Source organism: Mesorhizobium sp. C264A (assembly GCF_040324515.1).
Classification (GTDB): domain Bacteria; phylum Pseudomonadota; class Alphaproteobacteria; order Rhizobiales; family Rhizobiaceae; genus Mesorhizobium.
On sequence record NZ_JAMYVY010000002.1, the window covers coordinates 1,802,347 to 1,824,509 of the forward strand.

The following is a 22,163-nucleotide window of genomic DNA, read 5'->3' on the forward strand; positions in this document are numbered from 1 at the left end:
TTGAAAACAAAGCGCCTCCAACATCCGTATGGTTCCGAGACTGTGGTTCCGCCGCCTGACGGGGCGCCGATAAAACCGTTTCCGTTGGCCACACTACGCCTGCCTTGCGCAATGCCCCTGCAACTTTTCGACTGTATTGCGATGCAACTTTGATGTAGAAGCGCGGCTTCGCCGTTCACGGCAAATTGAACACGGCCTGGCGCGCACCCATATCGGCGACGCGCCCGAGTTGGAAGACACGGTAGCTGTTAGACGACGGACACCCTGTTGGATAACGACTTGGCCGAACCCCGCAGTGGAAAAACAATGATGCCGAAGATCAGGTTTCACAAGCTTGCCGCTATTGTCGTGCTCATCGGCTTCGCCGCCTGGATGGGAACAGGCGCGTTCTCGTCCGTCGGCAGCGCCGCTGTCGAAGGTGCTGGCAAGGCAGGCGATCAGGCCAAGACAAGCGATCAGGCCAAGACCGGCGATCAGGCCAAGGCGCCGGATGCAGCCAAGGCGGCCGAGGCCGAACCGAAGGCGCCGCTGCGCACCGTCGCTGTGGTGACGCCGCCGCGCAAGACCTATGCCCGCGCCATCCGCATTTCCGGGCTGACCGAGGCCGACAAGCGCGCCGTGCTGGCGACGCGTGTCGCCGGCGTCATCGAAAAGCTGCCGGTCAAGCAGGGCGATCACGTCAAGACCGGCGATCTGGTGCTGATGCTTGCGGCGGAAGAAAAGATCTCGATGGTCGACAATGCCAAGCAGCTCGTCGTGCAGCGCCAGGCTGAACTCGACGCATCGCTGCGGCTCATGAAGACCGGCAATCTGCCCAAGCTACAGCTCGACACGGCGCGTTCGAACCTGACCGCTGCGCAGTCGCAGCTGGAAACGGCGCAGGCCGAGCTCGACCGCAATCTGGTCAAGGCGCCCTTCGACGGCGTCATCGACCGGGTGCCGGTGGAGCTCGGCAGTTCCGTCATGCAGGGCGGCGAGGTGGCAACCATCCTCAAGCTCGATCCGGTGATTGCGCGCGGCGAAGTCAGCGAACGCGACCTCGGCTATCTCAAGCTCGGCGACAAGGCTGCTGTGCGGCTGGTCAGCGGCCAGACCGTCGAAGGCACGGTGCGCTACATCAGCCGCGACGCCTCGTCGGCGACCCGCACCTTCCGCGTCGAGATTGCCGTGCCCAATGCCGATGGCTCCGTGCCGGCCGGCATGACGGCCGAGATTTCGCTCAGCGCGCAGCCGACCGATGCCGTCATGTTGCCGCGCTCCGTGGTGACGCTGGGCGACAAGGGCGACCTTGGCATCCGTGCCGTCGACAAGGACAACAAGGTGGTGTTCTTCCCGATCGACCTCGTTGACGACTCGCCGAAGGGCCTGGTGCTTGGCGGCATTCCAGCCGATGCCCGCGTCATCGTCGCCGGCCAGGAGCTCGTCAAGGAAGGGGACGTCGTCAAGCCGGTCGAGGCCGACCAGGCGACCATCCAGAAACTGTTGGGCGAAGCGACAACGCAGTAGCGCCGGGTGGCCCCGGACGGGGGCAACCGGCCGCAATGCGGCTCCTGAAATCTTGAGAACAGGCCATGGATATCGTCAAACTCGCGATCAACAATGCCCGGCTGACCATTGCGGTGCTGGTCTTCCTGCTGCTGGCGGGCTGGGTCGCCTATCAGTCGACACCGAAGGAAGCGGAACCCGACGTTCCTACCCCTTATGTTTATATAAATGTTGCCTATCAAGGCATCGCGCCCGAAGACGCTGAAAGACTTCTGCTTAGGCCTCTGGAGGCAAAGCTTAAGAGTCTCAAGGGGTTAAAGGAGATGAAATCATCCGCCTATCAGGGCGGTGCCTTTGTCTTCCTTGAGTTTCTGCCGTCTATAAAAGTCGACACCGCGGTGACTGATACACGCTCGAAGGTTCAGGACGCGAAGGCTGACCTTCCCCAAGCGGCAGAAGAACCGGTTGTTACCGAGGTCAACATTTCCGAGTTTCCCGTCCTGGTCGTCACGCTGTCCGGCGATGTGCCCGAGCGTGTGCTTACGGCGGCGGCGCGCGAACTGCGCGACCGCATCGAGGAAGTCCCGGGCGTTCTTGAGGGCACCATACAAGGCGCGCGCGACGATCTCGTCGAGGTCGTCATCGACCCGATGAAGCTGTCCTCCTACGGCCTGCAGCTCGACCAGTTGATCGGCGCGGTCGGCGCTTCCAACAGCCTGGTCGCCGCCGGCAATATCGAGGGTTCGGAAGGCAAATACGCGGTCAAGGTGCCGTCGCTGATCGAGACACCCGAGGATGTCGCGTCCTTGCCGGTGGTCGCCGGCCCCAATGCCGTCGTGCAGGCGAAGGACATCGCCACGGTGCGTTCGACCTTCGCCGACGCCGAGACCATCACTCGCCTCAACGGCAAGCCGGCCATCGCCATCGAAGTCAAGAAGCGCATCGGCGCCAACCTGATCGACACGCTGGCCAAGGTGCGGGAAGTGTCCGACGCCTACGTCAAGACGATGCCGGAAGGCATGAACATCACCTACACGCAGGACAAGTCTGTCTTCGTCAACCAGCTGCTGGGCGACCTGCAGAACCACGTGATGATCGCCGTCATCCTGGTGTTCATCGTCATCCTCTATGCGCTGTCGGGCCGCGCCTCGCTGCTGATCGGGCTTGCCATTCCGTCATCCTTCCTGATCGGCATCCTGCTCTTGGCGATGATGGGCTACACGATCAACATGATCGTGCTGTTCAGCCTTATCCTGGCGGTCGGCATGCTGGTCGACGACGCCATCATCGTCACCGAATTCGCCGAACGGCGCATGGGCGAAGGCATGCCGAAGGCGGAAGCCTTCACGCTTGCCGCCAAGCGCATGGCCGGTCCGGTCATCGCCGCGACCATGACGCGCATCGCGGCGTTTTCGCCGCTGCTGTTCTGGCCCGGCATCATCGGCGACTTCATGAAATACATGCCGATCACGCTGATCGTCACGCTGTCGGCCTCGATGCTTTATGCGCTGGTGTTCGCGCCGACGCTGGGCGCGCTCTTCGCCAAGGCGCCGGAGCATCACGAGGAACAAAATCGCGACGGCTGGTACATGGCGCTGGTCAAGCAGGCGGTGCGCTTCCCGATCACTGTGCTGGTGCTCACAGCCGTGCTGCTCACCGGCGTCGGCTTCGCCTATTCGAAATATGGCGCCGGCGTCGAGTTCTTCCCCAGCGTCGAGCCCGATTACGGCCTGCTCTATGTGCACGCCCGCGGCAATCTCTCGCTGGCCGAAATGGACACGGCGACCAGGATCGCCGAAAACCGGCTGCTTGGCTGGCCTGGCGTCAAATCGGTCTATACCCGCGTCGGCAAGACGCAGGGCGGCGGACAGGACGTGCCGGAGGACGTCGTCGGCGTCATCCAGTATGAGTTCATCGACTGGCGCGAGCGCAAATCGGCGAACAATATCCTGGATGAGCTGCGCACCGTCATGGCCGGCATTCCCGGCGTCGATGTCGAAGTGCGCGTGCCGGAGGCCGGTCCTCCCACAGGCAAGGCGGTCCAGCTCCGGCTTTCGGCCATCGATCCAAAAGGGCTCGACGACCAGGCCCGCGCGGTCGCGGCGCGCATCGCCAAGGTGCCCGGCGTGATCGACGTTTCCGACGGCCTGCCGCCGCCCGGCGTCGACTGGGCGCTCGAGGTCGACCGCGCCAAGGCGGCGCAGTACGGCATCAGCCCGACCGCCGTCGGCACCGTGGTGCAGTTGGTGACCAATGGGTTGAAGCTGTCCGAGTACCGGCCGGCCGGCGCCGACGATGCCGTCGACATCAGGCTGCGCCTGCCCGAAGACCGGCGCACGCTGTCGACGCTCGACGAACTCCGGGTGCAGACCGCGCAAGGCTCGGTGCCGATCTCGAACTTCGTCGTGCGCAAGCCGGAGCCGACCGTCGGCATCCTCAACCGCATCGACGGCGCCCGCACCGTGGTCGTCCAGGCCAACGTCGCCGCCGGCACGCAGGTTGCGGCGGTGCAGGCGGAGGTGACCAAGGCGGTCACCGACATGAAGCTCGACAACGGCATACGCTGGAAGTTGGCGGGGTCGAACGAGGACAGCGCCGAAGCCAGCGCGTTCCTCGGCAAGGCCTTCGGTGCGGCGATCTTCCTGATCTTCCTGGTGCTGTTGATGCAGTTCAACAAGTTCACCAGCGTGCTGCTGGTGCTGTCCTGCGTGGTCATGGCGACGATCGGCGTGTTCCTGGGGCTGCTGCTGACCGGCGAAGCCTTCGGCATCGTCATGTCGGGCATCGGCGTCATCGCGCTGGCCGGCGTGGTGGTGAACAACAACATCGTCTTGATCGACACCTATGACCGGCTGCGCGAAGAGGGCTGGGACAAGATGGAGGCGGTGCTGCAGACCTGCCGCGAACGTGCCCGTCCGGTGGTGCTGACGGCGGTCTCGGCCATCCTTGGCGTGCTGCCAATCGCCTTTGGCCTCGGCTTGGAAATCTTCCATCACGAGACGACGATCAACGCGCCGTCGACGCAATGGTGGATTTCGCTGTCCTCGGCGATCGTCTTCGGCCTGTCCTTTGCCACGCTGCTGACGCTGGTGGTGACGCCGTCCATGCTGATGATCTTCACGCGCAGCAAGAACAGCCGCTTCTATGCCTTCTTCCGCCGGCTGTTCGGCCGCGACAAGAAGCCCGATGCGCCTATGGGGCCGCGACCGGGTCCGCTCGACGAGCCTGCAATCGCCTTTCCGAAAGCAGCGGAATAGCCCAGCTTTCCCCAGGCAGACAAAAGGCCGTCCGGAACAACCGGGCGGCCTTTTGCATTGTCCCCTCGCATCTGAAGAGCAAAGCGAGGGACTCTTATGACCGTCAGCACCATTCTCATCATAGTTCTGATCCTGATCCTGATCGGCGCCGTACCGGCCTGGCCGCATTCGCGCTCCTGGGGTTATGGGCCGTCCGGAATAGTCGGCGTTGTGCTTGTGGTGCTGCTGATCCTGGTGCTGATGGGCAGGGTTTGATTGGGGCAAGAGACCTCTGCGATCAGCGGTTCCTCGCCCGATGAAGTGCTGGCAATAGGCATACGGCGGCGCCCGCCCCCACTCCGTCCGCTTCGCGGCCACCTCTCCCCCATGTCCATGGGGGAGAGGAAATGCCAAGCTTTTCAAGGCAGCGACCTCGGCGATTAGCATTTCCTCTCCCCCACGAATGTGGGGGTAGAGGTGGCTCGGCGAAGCCGAGACGGAGTGGGGGAGCTCCATATGCGATTGGCCCGAAATCGAGATGACGAGGACACGCTGTGCCCCCTTGGCCACCCCGCACCCTTGCGTATACGCTGCCCGCACCACAATCACCGAGGGAGCCATCAAGGTGAACACCGCCAGCCCGCCCAGGCCGCTCGCCGAGATCGCCAGCTATCACGCCCACATCTACTATGACGGGCAAGCCGAACGGCAGCAGGCCGAATGGCTGCGCCTGCGCATCGGCGAACGCTTCCGCGTGCGCCTGGGCAACTGGCGCGACGAGCCGGTCGGCCCGCACGAGCAGGCCATGTACCAGGTCTCCTTCGCCACCGAGATCTTCGCCACGCTGGTCCCATGGCTGATGCTGAACCATGGCGGCCTGAGCATCCTCATCCACCCCAACACCACCAACCCCAAGCGCGACCATCTGGTCGATCCCCTCTGGATCGGGCGCCCGCTGGGGGTGCATGGCGAGGTGCTGGGCGAGGAGGATGAAGCGGAAGAGGCGCTGGAGGTGAATACCGAGCCGACGCTGGGGGCTTAGGGGCGAGGCCGCGATAGGTGATGCGGGCCTCGGCCTCGGAGACCGCGTTTACCCGCAGTTTAGCTCCGTCGTACATGACAGGCCGCTTTGCGCCCAATCTCGGTCGTTGCGGCTGATACCGTGAGCGCCCGAAAGCTGCCAATCATCGAGACTATTGCCTTTGGCTACTTCCCGCTATGATTGCGGGCGCGGGGCTCTACTGATCGATTCCCAATGCGGAGCTCTTGGAGACGAAAAGTAGGTGTTTTCCGGCTCCTCAGTGATATTGTTCGCTTGGATCAGTGATATTTAGGTTACTTATGGGCGAACGAATTCCAACATTAACAAATTGGCTGGGTGGCTGGTTCACTAGTTTCGGCGCCTTCTTGGAAGGTATTGGGCGACCCGCCGTTACAAAGGCAAAATTTGTAAATCTTGCACCGACCGACCAAGCTGACAAGGCCGGTGTATATTCCGAAGCTTTGCTATTCGCGACGACAGACCCGAAGGTGAACAATATAGCGCTGACGGGGCCTTATGGTTCAGGAAAAAGCAGCATCATCCAATCGTTCCTGAAAAGATACCGAAGACCTTCACTTCACATATCTCTCGCGGCGTTCGTGAAAGAGGCCAGCCCACCAAGCGACAAAGAAGCTAGCACCCCAAGCCTCAAAGTGAGCCAGCAGGAGATTGAAAGAAGCATACTACAGCAAATGCTGTATGGTGCAGATGCCAACAAACTTCCACTGTCGCGCTTTAAGCGAATTCAATCCCCAGGCGTCCTGTCGATCTTCAAATCGCTGTACATCATGTTCGGCTTACTTTCGATTTGGTACGTATTCACAAAGCGGGAAGCGATAATCAGCGGCACCTTTTTCGATCCACTCGAATTCAGCAATTGGCCGAATTTCACGATATTCGGGTTTTCGTTGCTTTTTTTGTGGGTCGCGCTGCACAACTTTTATGTCGCCAGCTTTGGGCTGTCACTCAAAAGTATCTCTCTAAAAGACATAGAAATAAGGCCAGCATCAGACAATCTCGATTCAATACTTAACCGTCATTTGGATGAAATTATCTACTTCTTTCAGTCAACAGAATACGATCTCGTAATAATTGAGGATCTGGACCGATTCGAAGATACAGAAATATTCGTGACGTTGCGTGAAATCAACGGCTTGGTGAATGCGAACGCGGGAGTCAGGCGAACTATTAGATTTCTTTACGCTCTGCGCGACGACGTATTTATCAATACAGACCGGACCAAGTTCTTCGAATTCGTCATTCCTGTTATCCCCATCATAAACGCTTCGAATTCGATTGATATGGTGCTGGAGCAGGGAAAGAGGCTTGAGCTCGACGGTCGTCTTGATCGACAGTTCCTTCTAGAAGTCTCACGGTATCTGGACGACCTGAGACTTATTCAGAATATCTTCAATGAATACGCCATCTACGTCGCCAATTTGGAGACCGACGACGAAAATACTCTCAACGCCAACAAGCTTCTCGCGGTCCTGATATATAAGAACGTCTACCCCAGGGATTTCGAACAACTGCACCGGGGCGAAGGCAATCTCGCTGACATTCTAGGCCGCCACGATGAACTCGTTGCGCACGAGGAGGTGGCCTGTAAGGCAGAGATAGCGGAAATCGAAGGAAAGATTGACGTTGCCGAAAGGCAGACACCTTCTGACCTGAAAGAATTGCGCCAAATCTACGCAATGACGCTCGTTCAGATGCTTCCTGCGAACGTCAATAGCATCAGCCTTGACGGGCAGTCTTGGATCGCATTTCAGTCGCTTGTTGGGCACGACGCCTTTGAACAGTTAGTCGCAGTTCCGCATATTACCTACCCCGATTTCTATAATAACCGACAGCGGATCGATATCTCCGCCTTGCAGAGCGAAGTGGATAGCAAGAAAACCTACTTTCAGCGCAAGGCGGAAGTTGAAAGCAAATCTGAGGCCAACAAGAGCGAGAGCTTGCAACGGATTCGCGAGCTTAGAGCGAAGATCGCGACACTTCGAACAGCCAAGTTCAATGAACTCGTGCGTTCAAGCGCCGACCGTGTAACTGATCTTTTCGACGGCTTCGGCGAAAAGGGCGAGCTGGCTCGCTTCTTGATTCTAGAAGGCCATCTCGACGATACGTATTATCAATATACGTCACTGTTCCATTCTGGTCGGCTGTCGCCTAATGACAACAAGTTTCTGATCCAGATACGGGCGTTCCTTACTCCCGACCCCGACTTTCAGATTGACAACCCGGATGAGGTCATCGCAGCGATGCGCGAAGCAGATTTCGGGCAAAGCTATGTTCTTAACGTCAAATTGGTTGACTGCCTTCTAAACGAGGCGAGCCGCTACAGCGATCAGACTCGTAAGTTTTTCGAGTTATCGCGTCCCAGTTCGAAGGCTGCGAAGATTTCTTAGAGGCCTACTACGCCACGGGACGCGCCGTCCCCAACTTGCTTTCCCGCCTGGCTGACGAATGGAGGCAGTTCGTTCCGATGGCAATCGCCAGCAAGCGCAATCTTTACCATATCACACAATTGGTAACCAACCTGCCGGAAAGGGCGCTAGAAACACTAGCGCGCGATGGCGACGAGTTCCCTGATTTCGTCGCGGCGAAACTCCCTGAAATTCTGGCACTTGCACCTGACTTGGCACCCGAACGCCTCGAGCGCATTGGCTTCGAGGTTCGAGACCTTCCGGCAATAGGGAAGTTCACCGGCATCGTGCGCTTCATGGCAAGACGAGGTCTTTTTGAACTCTCGATTGCCAATGTGGAACACATCTATCGCGAGGTCATAGGCGAGACCAATCTCATGGCGTTTCGCGAGCGCAATTACACTACGCTGCGTTCGCTCACAGATCCTGCCTTGATCACCAGGGTCGAACGCGATCTTGATATCTATCTTAGCGACGTGCTCCTTGAGCTTCACGACAATTCTGAAGAAGATGCGGCAGCGATAACCGATCTCCTAGGTCGCGAGGGACTTGACGAAGACAATCTTCGTGAATTTCTCGGTCGACAGACCGCTCTCCTGCCAGCGCTGGAGGGTGTTCCGGAGAAGTTGCACGCCACGGTATTTGAGCTGCGACGTATCGAGCCGAAATGGGACAATTGTATCTCGTTCATGGGAGGCAGTGGCTTCGCAGCGGAAATCCTGGTGGCCTATCTTGATCAGAAAGATGTGCGCGCGGTAATTCTGAAGCACAGTCTGCGTAACGGTCCCGAGACACTGCCGCTACGCCAATTCCTTGTTAACGCGAATGCACTGAGCGATGACAGTTACCGGGAGTATGTCCGAGCGTTGCCCAATCCGTTCAATAATTTTCCCAAAAGCCTAGATTCTTCGAAAAATACTATTCTCATAGAGGAGCGTAAAATCACCTTTTCAAAGGAGACTCTTGAAAGCCTAGACGCCAATACAGGCTTGCCGGTCCTTTTCTTGGCAGAAAACATCGAAGCTTATCTCACCGATCCCGGAATGTTTGGTCTCGACGACGTCTTCCGAGAAGGGCTCCTTCAAGCCGACATAACAGATGACGATAAGCGCGCGATAATCGACCTGATCGATTTGAATACGCTAACGGAACTGCCCAAACGAGCGGCACTCATAGGCCCGATTCTTGACCGAACCAACGTTCGTATATCCGGCATTGATGCGGCTAAAGCGCGGTCACTGATCCTGAATTCAAGGCCCGTTGAGACGCAGATTTCCCTGTTCAACAAGTTTCACTCGACTATGGCGGTCGACGAAGCGCGCGAAGTGCTTGCGGCGCTTCCAGATCCGTTCTCTGAGATCACGACAGGATATCACACTCCAAGATTGCCAAGATCAGATGAAAATCGTGCATTGGTCCAATGGCTTGAGACTCGCGGAATCATCTCTTCGTGGAGCGAGGGAGGTGGTTGGTTCCTGGGTGATGAGATACGCGTAAATCTCAAGAGGCGATGAAAAACTGGTAGTTATACAATCGTCTAATAGAGGGCAGGTTTCAATGAGATGCCACTAGATTGGTGGTTTTGGAATTCTTACCGGCGGCTAACCATGTTGCTGGTTCTCCCAAATGTCAGTTCACCAAACCCCAATTCGCTAAACCTGACAGTCTGCTTGCGGGCCCAATCCAAGACGTTCAAGGCCTTGATGCCAGGCGATGCGGCGGCAGCTCCCCATCACCCCCCAGCCAGCCGCGGCAGCAGAAAAATCTCCGCCCCCGGCGGCAATTCCTTCGACCACGTATCGCGATAGATCGTGCCGTCGATCGCCACCGCAATGCCCTTCTCGATCCAGGGCTCGATGCCGGGATACTGTTCAGCCAGTTTCCTGAACAGCTCCCTTATGTCCTTGGCCTCGACCTCGACCTTGCTCTGGCCGCCGGCGAGCTGGCCCAGCGCGCCCCAGAGCGTCACTTCGACCATTAGGGCAAGAACCTCATTTTTGCCCTAGCCTCCCCGTTCCGCCTCGATCGCGGCGAGAACCCGTGGCGGCGACATCGGGATGTGGGTCATGCGCACGCCGGCTGCGTTCGAGACGGCATTGGCGATGGCCGCCAGCGGCGGGACGATCGAGGTTTCGCCGACGCCGCGCACGCCATAGGGGTGGTTGGGGTTGGGTATCTCGAGGATCTGCGTGTCGATCATCGGCAGGTCCGAGCAGACCGGGATGCGGTAGTCGAGGAAGCCGGCGTTCTGGAGACGCCCATCCTTGCCGTAGATGTACTCCTCGTTGAGCGCCCAGCCGATGCCTTGCGCGGCGCCGCCCTGGTACTGGCCCTCGACATAGGTCGGGTGCACCGCCTTGCCGGCATCCTGGATCACCGTGTAGCGGATCACCCTGGTCGAGCCGGTATCGGGGTCGACCTCGATGTCGCAGATGTGGGTGGCGAAGGAGACGCCGGCGCCGTCGGCGACGAGCTCGCTGTGGCCGGCGATCGGCCCGCCGGTCTTGCCGGAAGCGGCGGCGATCTCCTTCAGCGACAGGGCTGCAAGATTGCCGTACTTCTCGCCTTTGGCGATGGCGTGGCCGTTTTCCCAGACCACGTCGTCGACAGGGATGTCCCACGTCTGGGCGGCGCGCTCACGCAGGATCTTGATGGCGTTGCGGGCAGCCGAGATGGTCGCCATCGAGGACGAGAAGGTGCCGCGGCTGCCGTCGGTCATGTCGTTGTAGCCGAGCGAGGACGTGTCGGCGACCACCGCCTTGAGCTGGGCATAGTCGATGCCGAGCTCCTCCGCCGCCACCAGCGACAGCGACGCGCGCGAACCGCCTACGTCCACCGTGCCGACGGCCAGCGACACCGAGCCGTCCATGCCGATGTTCAGGTCCACGCAGGTCTGGCCACCGAAGTTGAACCAGAAGCCGCAAGCCATGCCGCGGCCCTGGTTCTTGCCCAGCGGCGCCTTCATGTGCGGATGGTGCTTGGCCGCCTCCAGCGTCGGGCCGATGCCGATCGGGCCGTAGACGGGGCCATAGGAAGAGCGGGTGCCTTCCTGCGCGGCGTTCTTGATGCGGAACTCGACCGGGTCCATGCCGAGTTCCTTGGCCAGCTCATCCACAGCGCTTTCCACCGCGAACGCCGCCATCGGTGCGGAGGGTGCGCGATAGGCCGCGGTCTTCGGCCGGTTGACCAGCACTTCGAAGCCGACCGTCTTGACGTTATCGAGCTTGTAGCAGGCGAAGGCCGTCATGGCGCCGATCTCGGCCCATGTGCCGGCATAGGGGCCGCTGGTGTAGCGCAGCGTCGCTTCGGCGGCGGTGATGGTGCCGTCCTTGCGGGCGCCGATCTTGACGTCGATCGAGGTGGCGCTGGTCGGACCCGAGGCGCGGAACACCTCGTCGCGGGTCATCACCAGCTTCACCGGCCGTCCTGCCTTGCGCGACAGAGCGAGTGCCACCGGCTCGGCCCAGACGTGGGTCTTGCCGCCAAAGCCGCCGCCGATTTCAGACGAGGTGACGCGCAGCTTCGAGGCTTCCAGCCCGAGCAGTTGCGCACAATGCTGGCGGTAGACGAAATGGCCCTGCGTGCAGACCCAGAGGTCGGCGGTGCCGTCGGACGAGACGCTCGCAACGCAGGCGTGCGGCTCGATATAGCCCTGATGCGTCTGTTCGGTCTTGAAGGAGCGCTCGACGATGACATCGGCGTGGCCAAAGCCCTGATGGACATCGCCATGGCCAAACTGGCTGCGCTTGGTGACGTTGGACGGCTTTGCCGGCTTTTCCTCGAGACCCTCGGTGAAGATCGTGTCGTTGATCAACGGCGCGGTGTGCTTCATCGCCTCGTCGACATCGGTCACATGCGGCAACAGCTCGTATTCGACCTCGATGAGCTTCAGCGCCTGCCTGGCCGTGCGGGCATCGACGGCGGCGACCGCGGCCACGGCGTGGCCGTCATAGAGCGCCTTGCCGCGCGCCATGCAATTGTCGAGGACGTCGTACATGGCGGCATCGCCATCGGTGAGATCGGGCAGGTCGGCGGCGGTGATCACCGCTTTCACGCCGGCGAGCTTTTCCGCTTTCGAAGTGTCGATCTTGAGGATCCTGGCATGCGCATGCGGGCTGCGCAGGACACGCCCGACCAGCTGTCCCGCCATGTTGAAGTCGGCGCCGTAGCGCGCGCGGCCCGTCACCTTGTCGACGCCGTCGGGACGGATAGGCCGCGTGCCGACGGAGGAGAATTTGCGGCCCGAAAAGCGTGGATCGAAGTTCATGCGTGCGCTCCCTTCATCACATTGGCCGCATCCTGGACCGCGCGCACGATCTTGTCGTAGCCGGTGCAGCGGCAGAGGTTTCCGGCGAGGCCGAAGCGGATTTCTTCCTCGGTCGGATCGGGGTTCTTGGCCAAAAGGTCCTTCGCCGCGATCAGGAAGCCCGGCGTGCAGATGCCGCATTGCAAGGCTGCATGCTCGAGGAATTTCTGCTGCAGCGGATGCAACTGATCGCCATGCGCCATGCCCTCGACGGTTTCGATATGCCGGCCTTCGGCTTCAGCGCCAAGCACAAGGCAGGAGCAGACCAGCCGATTGTCGAGAATGATCGAGCAGGCGCCGCAGTCGCCGGTGCCGCAGCCTTCCTTGGCGCCGGTCAGCCCGAGCCGATCGCGCAGGACGTCGAGCAACGTCTCGTCGGGCTGGCAAAGGTATTCGACTTGATCGCCGTTGATCGTCGTTGAAACTGCTACACCGGCCATCATTTGCCTCCTGCGCGTGCGTAGGCGGTCGTCGCGGCCCGTCCGGCCAGCACGCCCGCAACTTTTCGTCTGAACTCGATGGTGCCGCGCTTGTCGTCGATGGGGCGGCAGGCCCCAGCGCAGATCTTGGCGAGCCGCTCAAGTGCCGCCTCATCCAGCTTCCTGCCGATGAGAGCCTCGGCTGCTTCTTCCACCAGAAGCACGGTCGGGGCCGCGGCGCCCAGCGCGACGCGGGCGGCTGTTATGACGCCATGCTCGTCGAGCGACAGCTTCACGCCGGCGCTGACCACCGCGATGTCCATCTCGGTGCGCGGGATGAATCTGAGGTAGGCGTCGCCCGAACGCGGCGCGCGCTTGTCGAGCAGGATCGCCTCGACGATCTCACCCTTGGTGAGCGAGGTCTTGCCAGGCCCGATCGGCACAGCCTCGACCGGAATGGTGCGCTTGCCCGACGGACCGGCAACCACGGCCTTTGCGGCGGCGGCCACCAAGGCCGGGACGCTGTCGGCGGCCGGCGATGCGTTGCACAGATTGCCAACGATGGTGCAGCGGCCCTGGACCTGTTTAGAGCCGATCAGCTTCGACGCTTCGACGACACCGGGCCAGGCCTTCTTCAGAACCGCGCTCTCGCCCAGGACGGCGCAGGGGACGGTGGCGCCGATGCTGAAGCCGTCGGCCGTCTCCCTGATCTCGCTCAAGCCCTCGATCGCCTTGATATCGACGATCAGGTCGGGATCGACAAACCCGCCCTTCATCCGAACGAGGAGGTCACTGCCTCCAGCGAGAATGGCTGATGTGCCGGAAGCGTCGGCCAGCAGGCCAACGGCGTCTTCGATTGAAAGCGGACGTATGTAACGCATCGTCTCCCCTTGGTGATGGTGATCTCGCCGACCGTTATAAACAGTCTCCTCATAATGACCATCCGGTTGCTGATTTCCAGCGATTGGGCCAGCACCGCGAGAGAGATTTTTGTCTAAAGTCTTTGTTTTGATGCATGTCGTTGTCCCAGAACCGCGCACACTTCTGGGCGACATGCATTTAAGCGGCGTCTTTTGCATTGTCGAGGCTGATGCCGATGTCCTTCAATGCCTCGGCCACGGCCTCGTCCAGCGGCGTGTGCGGGACTTCGCCGATGATGCTTGCCAGCCGGTCGGACACGAGCCGGTGCGGTTCGAAGCGCAGATAGGACATCGAGACGATCTCGCGCCACATCGCCACGAACGGGCTGCCGGCGCGCAGCACCCACCAAGGCATGAAGGTCAGTTTCAGCGGACGGCCCAGCGCCTTCTCGGCGGCGGCCTTTATGTCCATGTCGGTGACGGCGTGGCCGGGGAAGTTGAGCGCCTCAAAGAAGCCGAGCTTGCCCTGATTGCGCGCCAGGCCGACGAAGCCGATGGCGAAGTCCGGCAAATAGGCCCATTCGTGCACGAGGTTGGCAGGGCCAGGCGCTGTGTAGACGCCCTTGTTCATCTTGGCGGCGACGACGAGGTCGAACCATGAACCGCTGCCCGTGCCGCCGAAGAAATCGCCGGCGCGCAGGATGATGGTGCGGACGCGGCCGGCATCCGCCTCGCGGCGAAACAGCGCTTCCATGGCGCAGCGGATGCGGCCCTTCTCGGTCGTCGGACGAAATGGCGCGTCTTCGGTGACCACCTCAGGCATCGGCGAGCCGTAATTGTAGACAGTGCCGGGGAAAAGATGCAGCGCGCCGTTGGCATGGCAGGCGGCCATGACGTTCTCCGCCATCGGCAGGCATTTGCTCCAGTCGGTGTAGATCGGGTTGAGACCGTTGAAGACGATGTCGACACCCTGCGTGGCGCGGATCAGCGCCTCGCGGTCGAGCGCATCGCCGGCGACGGCGGTGGCGCCCTTGAGTTCGGCTGGGACCTTGCCGCTGCGGGTGACGGCGCGGACGTCGAAACCGGCGTCGATGAAGGCTTTCCCAACCACGCGGCCGAGCCGGCCATTGGCGCCTAGAATTGCGATCTTGGTCATTTTTCTTCTCCGTGTCTGTGTTTGCACGGCGAATATGATGCGTTCATACGCGAATGAAAATTGACTATGGATGCAGATTTGTTATTCATAAATGAATGGAAGACATCGACTGGAACCTGATCAAGAGTTTCGTCACCGTGGCGGAGACCGGCAGCCTGTCGGCCGCAGCGCGCAAACTGTCGGCCAGCCAACCGACGCTCGGGCGTCACATCGGTGAGCTCGAACAGGCGTTGGGCGTCACCTTGTTCCGGCGCGGGCGGCGCGGCTATGCGCTGACGGAAGCAGGCGCCACGCTGTTCGAACGCGGCAAGGCCGTGAGCGAGCAGGCGAGCGCGTTCTCACTATTGGCATTGGGCTCGGTCGAGGCGATCGAAGGCACGGTGCGCATTGCCGCCAGCGAGGTGGTGGCGGCCTATGTGCTGCCGAGGATGACGGCGCGGCTCGGCATCGAGGAATCCGGCATCGAGGTCGAGATCGTCGCCTCGAACCAGGTCGAGAACCTGCTGCGAAGGGATGCCGATATCGCCATCCGCATGGTCAAGCCGGCGCAGAACGAGCTGACGGCGCGCAAGGTCTGCGATATCAAACTCTGCTGCTGCGCGGCGAAATCCTATCTCGACAGGCACGGCCGCCCGCTCAAGCCCGCCGACCTTCTCGACCATCCGCTGATCGGCTTCGACCGCAGCGACGAGATGATCCGGGGCTTTACCCAGGCCGGCATCCCCGTCACCCGGAGCAGCTTCCGCTTCAGGGCCGACAACCAGATCGTTCTGTGGGAAGCGCTGCGGGCGGGAAACGGCGTCGGTCTTGGCCAGGAGCCGCTGGCGGACAGCGACCCGTCGCTGGAGAAACTGCTGCCCGGCCTGCCACTGCCCAGCCTGCCGGTGTGGCTGGCCATGCATCGTGACGTGCGCACCAGCGTGCGCATCCGCCGCGTCGCGGATTTCCTCTATGAGGAGCTGAAGCGCTATTCGGCGGGGGCGGCCGCGAATTCGGCGCGGTGAGCGAGCCCGGCCATCAAAAGCACGACGATCAACAGCCCCGACATGGCGACGAAGATCGGCCCGAAGCTGGAATGCTCGGCGACGAAGCCGATCGCCGACGGCGCTACCAATATGCCGGAATAGCCCATGGTGGTGACCACGCTCATGCCGGTGCCCGACGACATGCCTTCCTGGTTGCCGCCGGCCGAGAAGATGATCGGCACCATATTGGCGATGCCGAAGCCGCACAGGGCAAAAGCCGCGATGGCGATCCAGGGCGAAGGCGACAGGCCGGCGACCAGCATGCCGGCGGCGGCGACCACCGCCGAGCCGCGCAGCGTCGCCACCGCGCCGAAGCGGTTGCGCACGCCGTCGCCGAAAAAGCGCATGACAGCCATGACGCCGGAGAAGGCGGCGTAGGCAAGGCCGGCGATGGCGAGGTCGGCGCCGAGCTCCTGCCGGAGATAAAGCGCTGCCCAGTCGAGCACGGCGCCCTCGGAAATCATCGTCAGCAGCGCCATCAGCCCGACAAGATAGACCAGCGGGTTGGCCGGCAGCGTTAATCTGTGATGCTCGGCGGCCTGCGGCTTGTCCTCGGCGATGAGGTAGCCGACCGCCACGGCGATGACGGCAAAAGCAATGATCGTGACTACAGCCGCATGGGCGAGGTGGCCGTAAGTCTGGATGGCGTAACCGCCCAGACCGCCACCGGCGAAACCGCCGAGGCTCCAGAAGCCGTGCGACGACGACATGATGGCGCGGGAGAGCCGGCGCTCGACCACCACCGCATTGGCGTTCATGGCGACATCCATGCCGCCGATCGAGCCGCCGAAGATGATCATGGCGATCGCCGCCAGCGGGACGTTGGGCCCCAGCGCCACGATCAGCAGGCCGAGGCTGCCGCACAGGCCGAACCAGCGCAACACGGTGCGCGAGCCATGCCTGGAGATCAGATGGCCGCACCAGCTCATGGCCGCGACCGCGCCGACGCCGAACAGAAGGATCAGCAGACCGAGGGTGAATTTCGAGATGTCGAGCCGGGTCAGGAACACCGGAATCTGCGGCGCCCAGCTGCCGGTCAGGAATCCGTTGGCGAGGAAGATCGCGGCTACGGCCCATCGCCCCTGAAGGGCGCTCTGCATGGTGTTTTGCGCGTTCATGGCCCGAATCCGGTCAAGGAATGGCTTTGCGCGGCAAATTAGATCGATTCAATTTCTCGTCAAGCGCTGGGCTGCGAAAAGCTTGTGGCCACATCTAAGGGGAAACCGTTAGGCGCTGTCCCGCCGACGTCAATCCTGTGAACCGCGCGCTACTTCAGTGATCCCTCGGCCGTCTTGCCTCGAACTCCGCTTTCTTGGCGTCCGAAGCCTCGGTCTGGTTCAGCGCCTGCCATTGCGCATAGGGCATGCCGTAGACGATTTCGCGCGACTGATCCTTGCCGAGATCGACGCCCTCAGCCTCGGCCGCTTCGCGATACCAGTTCGACAGGCAGTTGCGGCAGAAGCCGGCGAGGTTCATCAGGTCGATGTTTTGCACATCGCTGCGCTCGCGCAGATGATCGACCAGCCGGCGGAAGGCCGCGGCCTCGAAATCGCGTTTCTGGTCATCGCTGAGTTCGGTCATTGCCTTGGATCCTCACAGCGGCCCGGTGCGCGAGCCGAACATCTTCACCTGATGTATATCGGGACGGCGGTCGATGGCGTCAACGATCGGCGCCAGCCGTTCCGCCCAGGCCAGCGCCCCCTTGCGGTCTGATATCAGGTCCTGCCGGATCTCGATCAGCGCATGGGCAAAGCCGTTGACGATGGCGTGCTTGAACATGGTGTCGCCGCGCAACGCGCCGTCATAGGGTTCATTGTCGCCGACGACGAGGTTTTTATCCTGCGCCAGCATGTCGATCAGCGGCCGCGCCACGCGGTCGTCGAGGTCCCACAATATGCCGACATGCCAAGGGCGGATGAAGCCCTGCATGACAGGGGTGAAGGAGTGTACGGAGAAGATGAACGGCGCTTTGCCTGAGGCGTGCGCCACCGACGCGATCATGGCGCCGACCGCGTCCTGATAAGGCCGGTAGAAGCCGTCGAGCCGCCTTTCGCGTTCGGCCGGTGCCATGGGATAGTTTCCCGGCACGACGGTGCCGTCATAGAGCTGGCGGATCAGCGTCGGGTCGTCCTCGCCGCGATTGGGATCGATCAGCAGCCGCGAAAAATTGGCGATCACCGCCGGCACGTCGAGCGCTGCGGCAAGTTCGCGCGTCACCGTCTCGACACCGATGTCGTAGGCGATATGGCGATCGAGTTCCGCCGCCGGCAGGCCGAGACTGCCATACTCCTCCGGCAGGTCGCGGCGGGCATGGTCGGCGACAAGCACGATGCCTCGCTTGCGGTCGCCTTCGACGATATCGAAAGGCGCGAAAACTGTGGATCGGGTCATTGGCTGGAAAGGTCTGTTCGCTGGCTTCCGGGGAGGGTGGTATCGTCATTCCCACGAAGAGGACTGTTGCGCAATGCCGTTGTTTGGCCACGGTTTCTGCGAAAATCCTGTGACGCGCGGCAGATCGCGTGTCGGGGGCCTTTCTAAATCGATTGGAATTGGACAGAACGGCGCGTTGACATGCGCCCGGACTTTTCCGAAAAGGGGCGTTGAGAGATGCAGATGACGTTATTGAGGGGTTTCGGGATGGGTTCCGCCGGCAGGCCGCGTGCGCGCACCGCCTTTGCCGTGCCGCTCCTGACCCTGACGCTAGGGCTCACCGCGCTGGTCGCGGCTTCGCCCGCCCGCGCCGATTTCCGCGTCTGCAACGCCACGCAGAACCTGGTCGGCGTCGGCATCGGCTACCGCGCCAAGGCAGGCTGGATCACCGAGGGGTGGTGGCACATCGAAGGATCGAGCTGCAAGACGCTGATCGAAGGTCCGCTGTCATCGAGGTTTTACTATCTTTATGCAGAAGACGCCGAGCGCGGCGGGCGCTGGGATGGCCCGATCAACATGTGCGTGGCTGAAAAAGAGTTCAAGATCGCAGGCGTTACCGATTGCGTCGCTCGGGGCTTCCAGCGCGCCGGATTCCAGGAATATGACACGGGCGAGCAGGCAAGCTGGATGGTCCAGCTGACCGATGAGTCCACAACGGGAGGCGCTCCAGCCGCCCCGGGAACAAACAGTCAATGAGACGTAGCCGCAAGGTCAAGATCCTCGCCACCATCGGTCCTGCCTCCTCGTCCGAGGAGATGCTGCAGAAGCTGTTCGAAGCCGGCGCCGATGTCTTCCGCATCAATATGAGCCACACCGATCACGAGTTGATGCGCACGCTGGTCGGCCGCATCCGCGCGGTCGAGGAGAAAGTTGGCCGTCCGATCGGCATCCTGGCCGATTTGCAGGGACCGAAGCTGCGCGTCGGCAAGTTCGCCAACGGCAAGGAGGTTCTGACGCCGGGCCAGACCTTCACCCTCGACAACAATCCCGAGCCCGGCACGTCGACCCGGGTCTACCTGCCGCATCCCGAAATCCTGAGCTCGGTCGAGGCCGGCCACCGTCTGTTGATCGATGACGGCAAGCTGGAGCTCAGGGCGGTGAAGAGCGACGGCAAGTCTATCACCTGCACCGTCGTCGCCGGCACCACCATTTCCGACAAGAAGGGCGTCAGCCTGCCCGACACCGACCTGCCGGTCGGTGCGCTGACCGAAAAGGACCGCAAGGACCTCGATGCGGTGCTGGCGGAAAGCGTCGACTGGGTGGCGCTGTCCTTCGTGCAGCGGCCGGAGGATTTGGCGGAAGCCCGCAAGATCGCGCGCGGCCGGGCACTGATCATGGCCAAGATTGAAAAGCCGCAGGCCGTCGCCCGGCTGGCCGAAATCATCGAACTCTCCGACGCGCTGATGGTCGCCCGCGGCGATCTCGGTGTGGAAATGCCGCTGGAAGCGGTGCCCGGCATCCAGAAGCAGATCACGCGCGCCGCGCGCCGCGCCGGCAAGCCGGTGGTGGTCGCCACGCAGATGCTGGAATCGATGATCACCGCGCCGGTGCCGACCCGCGCCGAGGTGTCCGACGTGTCGATCGCCGTGTTCGAGGGCGCCGACGCCATCATGCTTTCAGCCGAATCCGCTGCCGGCGCCTATCCGGTCGAGGCGGTGGCGATGATGAACCGCATCGCCACCAAGGTCGAAACCGACCCGACCTATGCCGGCATCATCAACGCGCAGCGCTCGGAACCGGAAGCAACCGGCGCCGACGCCATTTCGCTCGCCGCCCGCGAGATTGCCGAGACTCTGAAACTGTCGGCGATCATAACCTATACGGCGTCGGGCACCACCGGCCTGCGCGCCGCGCGCGAGCGGCCGCAAGTGCCGATCATCGCGCTGTCGCCGATCCTCAACACGGCGCGGCGGCTGTCGCTTTTGTGGGGCACGCATTGCGTCGTCTCGCCCGACGCCAGCGACCTCGACGACATGGTCGACCGCGCCTGCCGCATCGCTTTCGAAGAGGGGTTCGGCCAGCCGGGCGACCGTGTCATCATCACGGCGGGCGTGCCGCTGAGGACGCCGGGTTCGACCAACATGCTGCGCATCGCCTATGTCGGATCGGACGTGCAGGCCACCCGCAACATAGGTTGACAGAGGCTTCAACTCATCACAGTTCGCAGCGCTCTTGCCGCACCTTCGGCGTGATCGATACGCTGAAGGAAGCGGTGTGCGCGAGGGAGTGGGTCATAGAGATACTGATCCGGGCCGCGCATCTTTCGCCGGTTGAGGTCGGCGGTGTCGAGCAGGTCGAAATCGACCCTTTCCAGCGTGCAGTGCCAGCCTGCGCTATGCGAAGCCCATCCCCTTCCGTGGTGCTGCAGAAGCCGCTCTCGGCTGGAATAGCCGTGATAGTCGAAGGCGATCACGCCGTTCGTCATGTAGATATGGTTGCCGTAGAAATCCTCGCCCGGAATGATCCGTTCGCCGTAGAATCCGTCCAGGGGAGGATGGCTGAGGAAGGTGCCCGCAAGGATGTGGCAGGCGCCGTAGCCGAAGAAGATGCGATCCGGTAGCGCCCAGAACGCTTCGGGGTTTTTCTTGATTCCGTGCTTCAGGACATACATGCGCCGTCACGTCGGGGCGAGTTGCGCGTCGGGCACCGTAATGTCGGGGCACTGTGCATCGTTGTAGGCATCGCCGGCGATGCGTGCTTCCACGGTTTTTGCCATTGCCTGCAGGTCGACGACCTTGCCGGCGACTTTTTCGATGGCACCGACGACGAGGTCTGGCGCGATCCAATCCGGCTTGTGGCCCAGATTGTGGACCCAGATCAGTTCGGCGCCGGGGATGTCCCTGACCAGGCCGACCGAATGGATCGAGGCATAGACCACCTTGTCGCGGTCGCCCGAGATGACAATCGTCGGCGCTGTGATGTCGCGGTAATGCGGCGCGGCCTTCAGCGTATAGTCGTAGAGGCCGGCGACATCGATGGCGTTGGCGCGGAAAGCGCCGGGACGCAGCACCAGCGGAATCGAGGCATTGCCGACATAGCCTTCCGGCACCTTGTTGGGAGAAAACACGCAGGCCGTGGCGCTGTCCATCTGCAGCGTGCCTGCCGGATAGGTCAATGTCTCCGAGAACAGCCAGCCGATGATGGGGGTGGCGGTCAGCTTGTAGTACCAGGCGGTCGCGCCGCCCGGCCAGGGGTGGCTGACCGGCGACAGGAAGACCAGGCCGAGCGTCTTGTCGGGGTGCTCGCGGCCAAAGGCGGCGGTGATCACGCCACCGAAGGAATGGCCGACGATGACCGCCTTGTGGATGCCGAGACGGTCCATCAGCTTGGCAGTTGTGTTGGCCTGCGCCGACGGGCTCTCATTGTTGCCGGGGCCGCGTTCCGACCAGCCGAAGCCAGGCCGGTCGAGGAAGACCATTTCGGCGCGGCCTTCGAGCAAAGGCCTGATCGGCAGCATCTGATCCCTGAGATTGGCGCTGGCGCCATGGATGAAGACGATCGCCGGAAGCTCGGCATTTTGCGGCGCCGGCACGTGGACATAGTGGATGCGGGTGGCGTCGATGTCGGCAAATTCGCCGGCCGGCGGGTTTCGCCACTCGATCAGCCACGCGCCGGCGCGGGTGACACCGGCCAAGGCAAAGACGAGCGCGAGGAGCAAAGCACAGGCGGCGTAAATGATGTTCATGCGCGGAGATACGGGGGTGGAGGGATAAGTTCTAGGGAGTAGGGAGTAGGGAGTAGGGAGTAGGGAGTAGGGAGTAGGGAGTAGGGAGGTGGT

Annotated in this window: 17 protein-coding genes and 1 pseudogene; 8 read left to right on the plus strand and 10 right to left on the minus strand. The window is 61.8% G+C overall.

What is annotated here, in order from left to right; genetic code table 11:
• Positions 1-309 precede the first annotated feature (309 nt).
• From NKL04_RS27830 to NKL04_RS32200, 5 genes and pseudogenes are all read left to right on the plus strand, one after another.
• Positions 310-1,506, plus strand: a complete 1,197-nt coding sequence (locus NKL04_RS27830) for an efflux RND transporter periplasmic adaptor subunit (RefSeq protein ID WP_031209847.1) — start codon at positions 310-312, stop codon at positions 1,504-1,506.
• Between the two features lie 65 nt (positions 1,507-1,571).
• The gene (locus NKL04_RS27835) at positions 1,572-4,742 is read left to right on the plus strand and encodes an efflux RND transporter permease subunit (protein WP_023702790.1); all 3,171 of its coding nucleotides are present in this window, start codon (positions 1,572-1,574) and stop codon (positions 4,740-4,742) included.
• A gap of 96 nt (positions 4,743-4,838) precedes the next feature.
• Entirely contained in the window at positions 4,839-4,997 is a 159-nt protein-coding gene (locus NKL04_RS27840) for a DUF3309 family protein (protein WP_023702789.1), read from the plus strand.
• A 349-nt stretch (positions 4,998-5,346) separates the two neighbouring features.
• A complete protein-coding gene (locus tag NKL04_RS27845; protein ID WP_023702788.1) occupies positions 5,347-5,763 on the plus strand; it encodes a DOPA 4,5-dioxygenase family protein in 417 nt (138 codons plus the stop codon).
• Between the two features lie 299 nt (positions 5,764-6,062).
• Positions 6,063-9,703: pseudogene (locus tag NKL04_RS32200) on the plus strand (YobI family P-loop NTPase).
• A 218-nt stretch (positions 9,704-9,921) separates the two neighbouring features.
• Here NKL04_RS32200 and NKL04_RS27860 read toward each other — a convergent pair.
• The 5 genes from NKL04_RS27860 to NKL04_RS27880 form a co-directional block, all read right to left on the minus strand.
• On the minus strand, positions 9,922-10,167 hold the full coding sequence (locus NKL04_RS27860) for a MoaD/ThiS family protein (RefSeq protein ID WP_023684042.1): 246 nt from the start codon (positions 10,165-10,167) through the stop codon (positions 9,922-9,924).
• 24 nt (positions 10,168-10,191) lie between these two features.
• A complete protein-coding gene (locus tag NKL04_RS27865; protein WP_023702785.1) occupies positions 10,192-12,456 on the minus strand; it encodes a xanthine dehydrogenase family protein molybdopterin-binding subunit in 2,265 nt (754 codons plus the stop codon).
• The gene (locus NKL04_RS27870; protein ID WP_023702784.1) at positions 12,453-12,935 is read right to left on the minus strand and encodes a (2Fe-2S)-binding protein; all 483 of its coding nucleotides are present in this window, start codon (positions 12,933-12,935) and stop codon (positions 12,453-12,455) included. Before NKL04_RS27870 ends, NKL04_RS27865 begins: the two co-directional genes overlap by 4 nt.
• The gene (locus NKL04_RS27875; RefSeq protein WP_031209844.1) at positions 12,935-13,795 is read right to left on the minus strand and encodes an FAD binding domain-containing protein; all 861 of its coding nucleotides are present in this window, start codon (positions 13,793-13,795) and stop codon (positions 12,935-12,937) included. Before NKL04_RS27875 ends, NKL04_RS27870 begins: the two co-directional genes overlap by 1 nt.
• Positions 13,796-13,973: 178 nt before the next feature.
• Positions 13,974-14,930 carry an SDR family oxidoreductase gene (locus NKL04_RS27880; RefSeq protein WP_023684037.1) on the minus strand — a complete coding sequence of 319 codons (957 nt, stop codon included), beginning with the start codon at positions 14,928-14,930 and terminating at the stop codon, positions 13,974-13,976.
• 95 nt (positions 14,931-15,025) lie between these two features.
• Here NKL04_RS27880 and NKL04_RS27885 point away from each other — a divergent pair, with 95 nt between their 5' ends.
• Entirely contained in the window at positions 15,026-15,934 is a 909-nt protein-coding gene (locus NKL04_RS27885) for a LysR family transcriptional regulator (protein WP_023702782.1), read from the plus strand.
• Here NKL04_RS27885 and NKL04_RS27890 read toward each other — a convergent pair.
• From NKL04_RS27890 to NKL04_RS27900, 3 genes are all read right to left on the minus strand, one after another.
• Positions 15,898-17,073, minus strand: a complete 1,176-nt coding sequence (locus NKL04_RS27890) for an MFS transporter (RefSeq protein WP_023702781.1) — start codon at positions 17,071-17,073, stop codon at positions 15,898-15,900. The genes NKL04_RS27885 and NKL04_RS27890 overlap by 37 nt on opposite strands.
• 154 nt (positions 17,074-17,227) lie before the next feature.
• The gene (locus NKL04_RS27895) at positions 17,228-17,536 is read right to left on the minus strand and encodes a DUF1244 domain-containing protein (protein ID WP_023673120.1); all 309 of its coding nucleotides are present in this window, start codon (positions 17,534-17,536) and stop codon (positions 17,228-17,230) included.
• A gap of 12 nt (positions 17,537-17,548) precedes the next feature.
• The gene (locus NKL04_RS27900; RefSeq protein WP_023684035.1) at positions 17,549-18,346 is read right to left on the minus strand and encodes an N-formylglutamate amidohydrolase; all 798 of its coding nucleotides are present in this window, start codon (positions 18,344-18,346) and stop codon (positions 17,549-17,551) included.
• Between the two features lie 246 nt (positions 18,347-18,592).
• Between NKL04_RS27900 and NKL04_RS27905 the strand changes: the two genes are divergently transcribed.
• Together NKL04_RS27905 and pyk are read left to right on the plus strand one after the other, a co-directional pair.
• Positions 18,593-19,081, plus strand: coding sequence for a DUF1036 domain-containing protein (locus NKL04_RS27905; protein WP_023673118.1), 489 nt, complete (start codon positions 18,593-18,595; stop codon positions 19,079-19,081).
• Positions 19,078-20,523, plus strand: coding sequence for a pyruvate kinase (gene pyk / locus NKL04_RS27910; protein WP_023673117.1), 1,446 nt, complete (start codon positions 19,078-19,080; stop codon positions 20,521-20,523). The genes NKL04_RS27905 and pyk overlap by 4 nt, the downstream gene beginning before the upstream one ends.
• Positions 20,524-20,531: 8 nt before the next feature.
• Here the strand turns inward: pyk and NKL04_RS27915 are convergent, their stop codons facing one another.
• Entirely contained in the window at positions 20,532-20,996 is a 465-nt protein-coding gene (locus NKL04_RS27915) for a hypothetical protein (RefSeq protein ID WP_286461952.1), read from the minus strand.
• A 6-nt stretch (positions 20,997-21,002) separates the two neighbouring features.
• The gene (locus tag NKL04_RS27920; protein WP_023702778.1) at positions 21,003-22,070 is read right to left on the minus strand and encodes an alpha/beta fold hydrolase; all 1,068 of its coding nucleotides are present in this window, start codon (positions 22,068-22,070) and stop codon (positions 21,003-21,005) included.
• Positions 22,071-22,163: the final 93 nt, after the last annotated feature.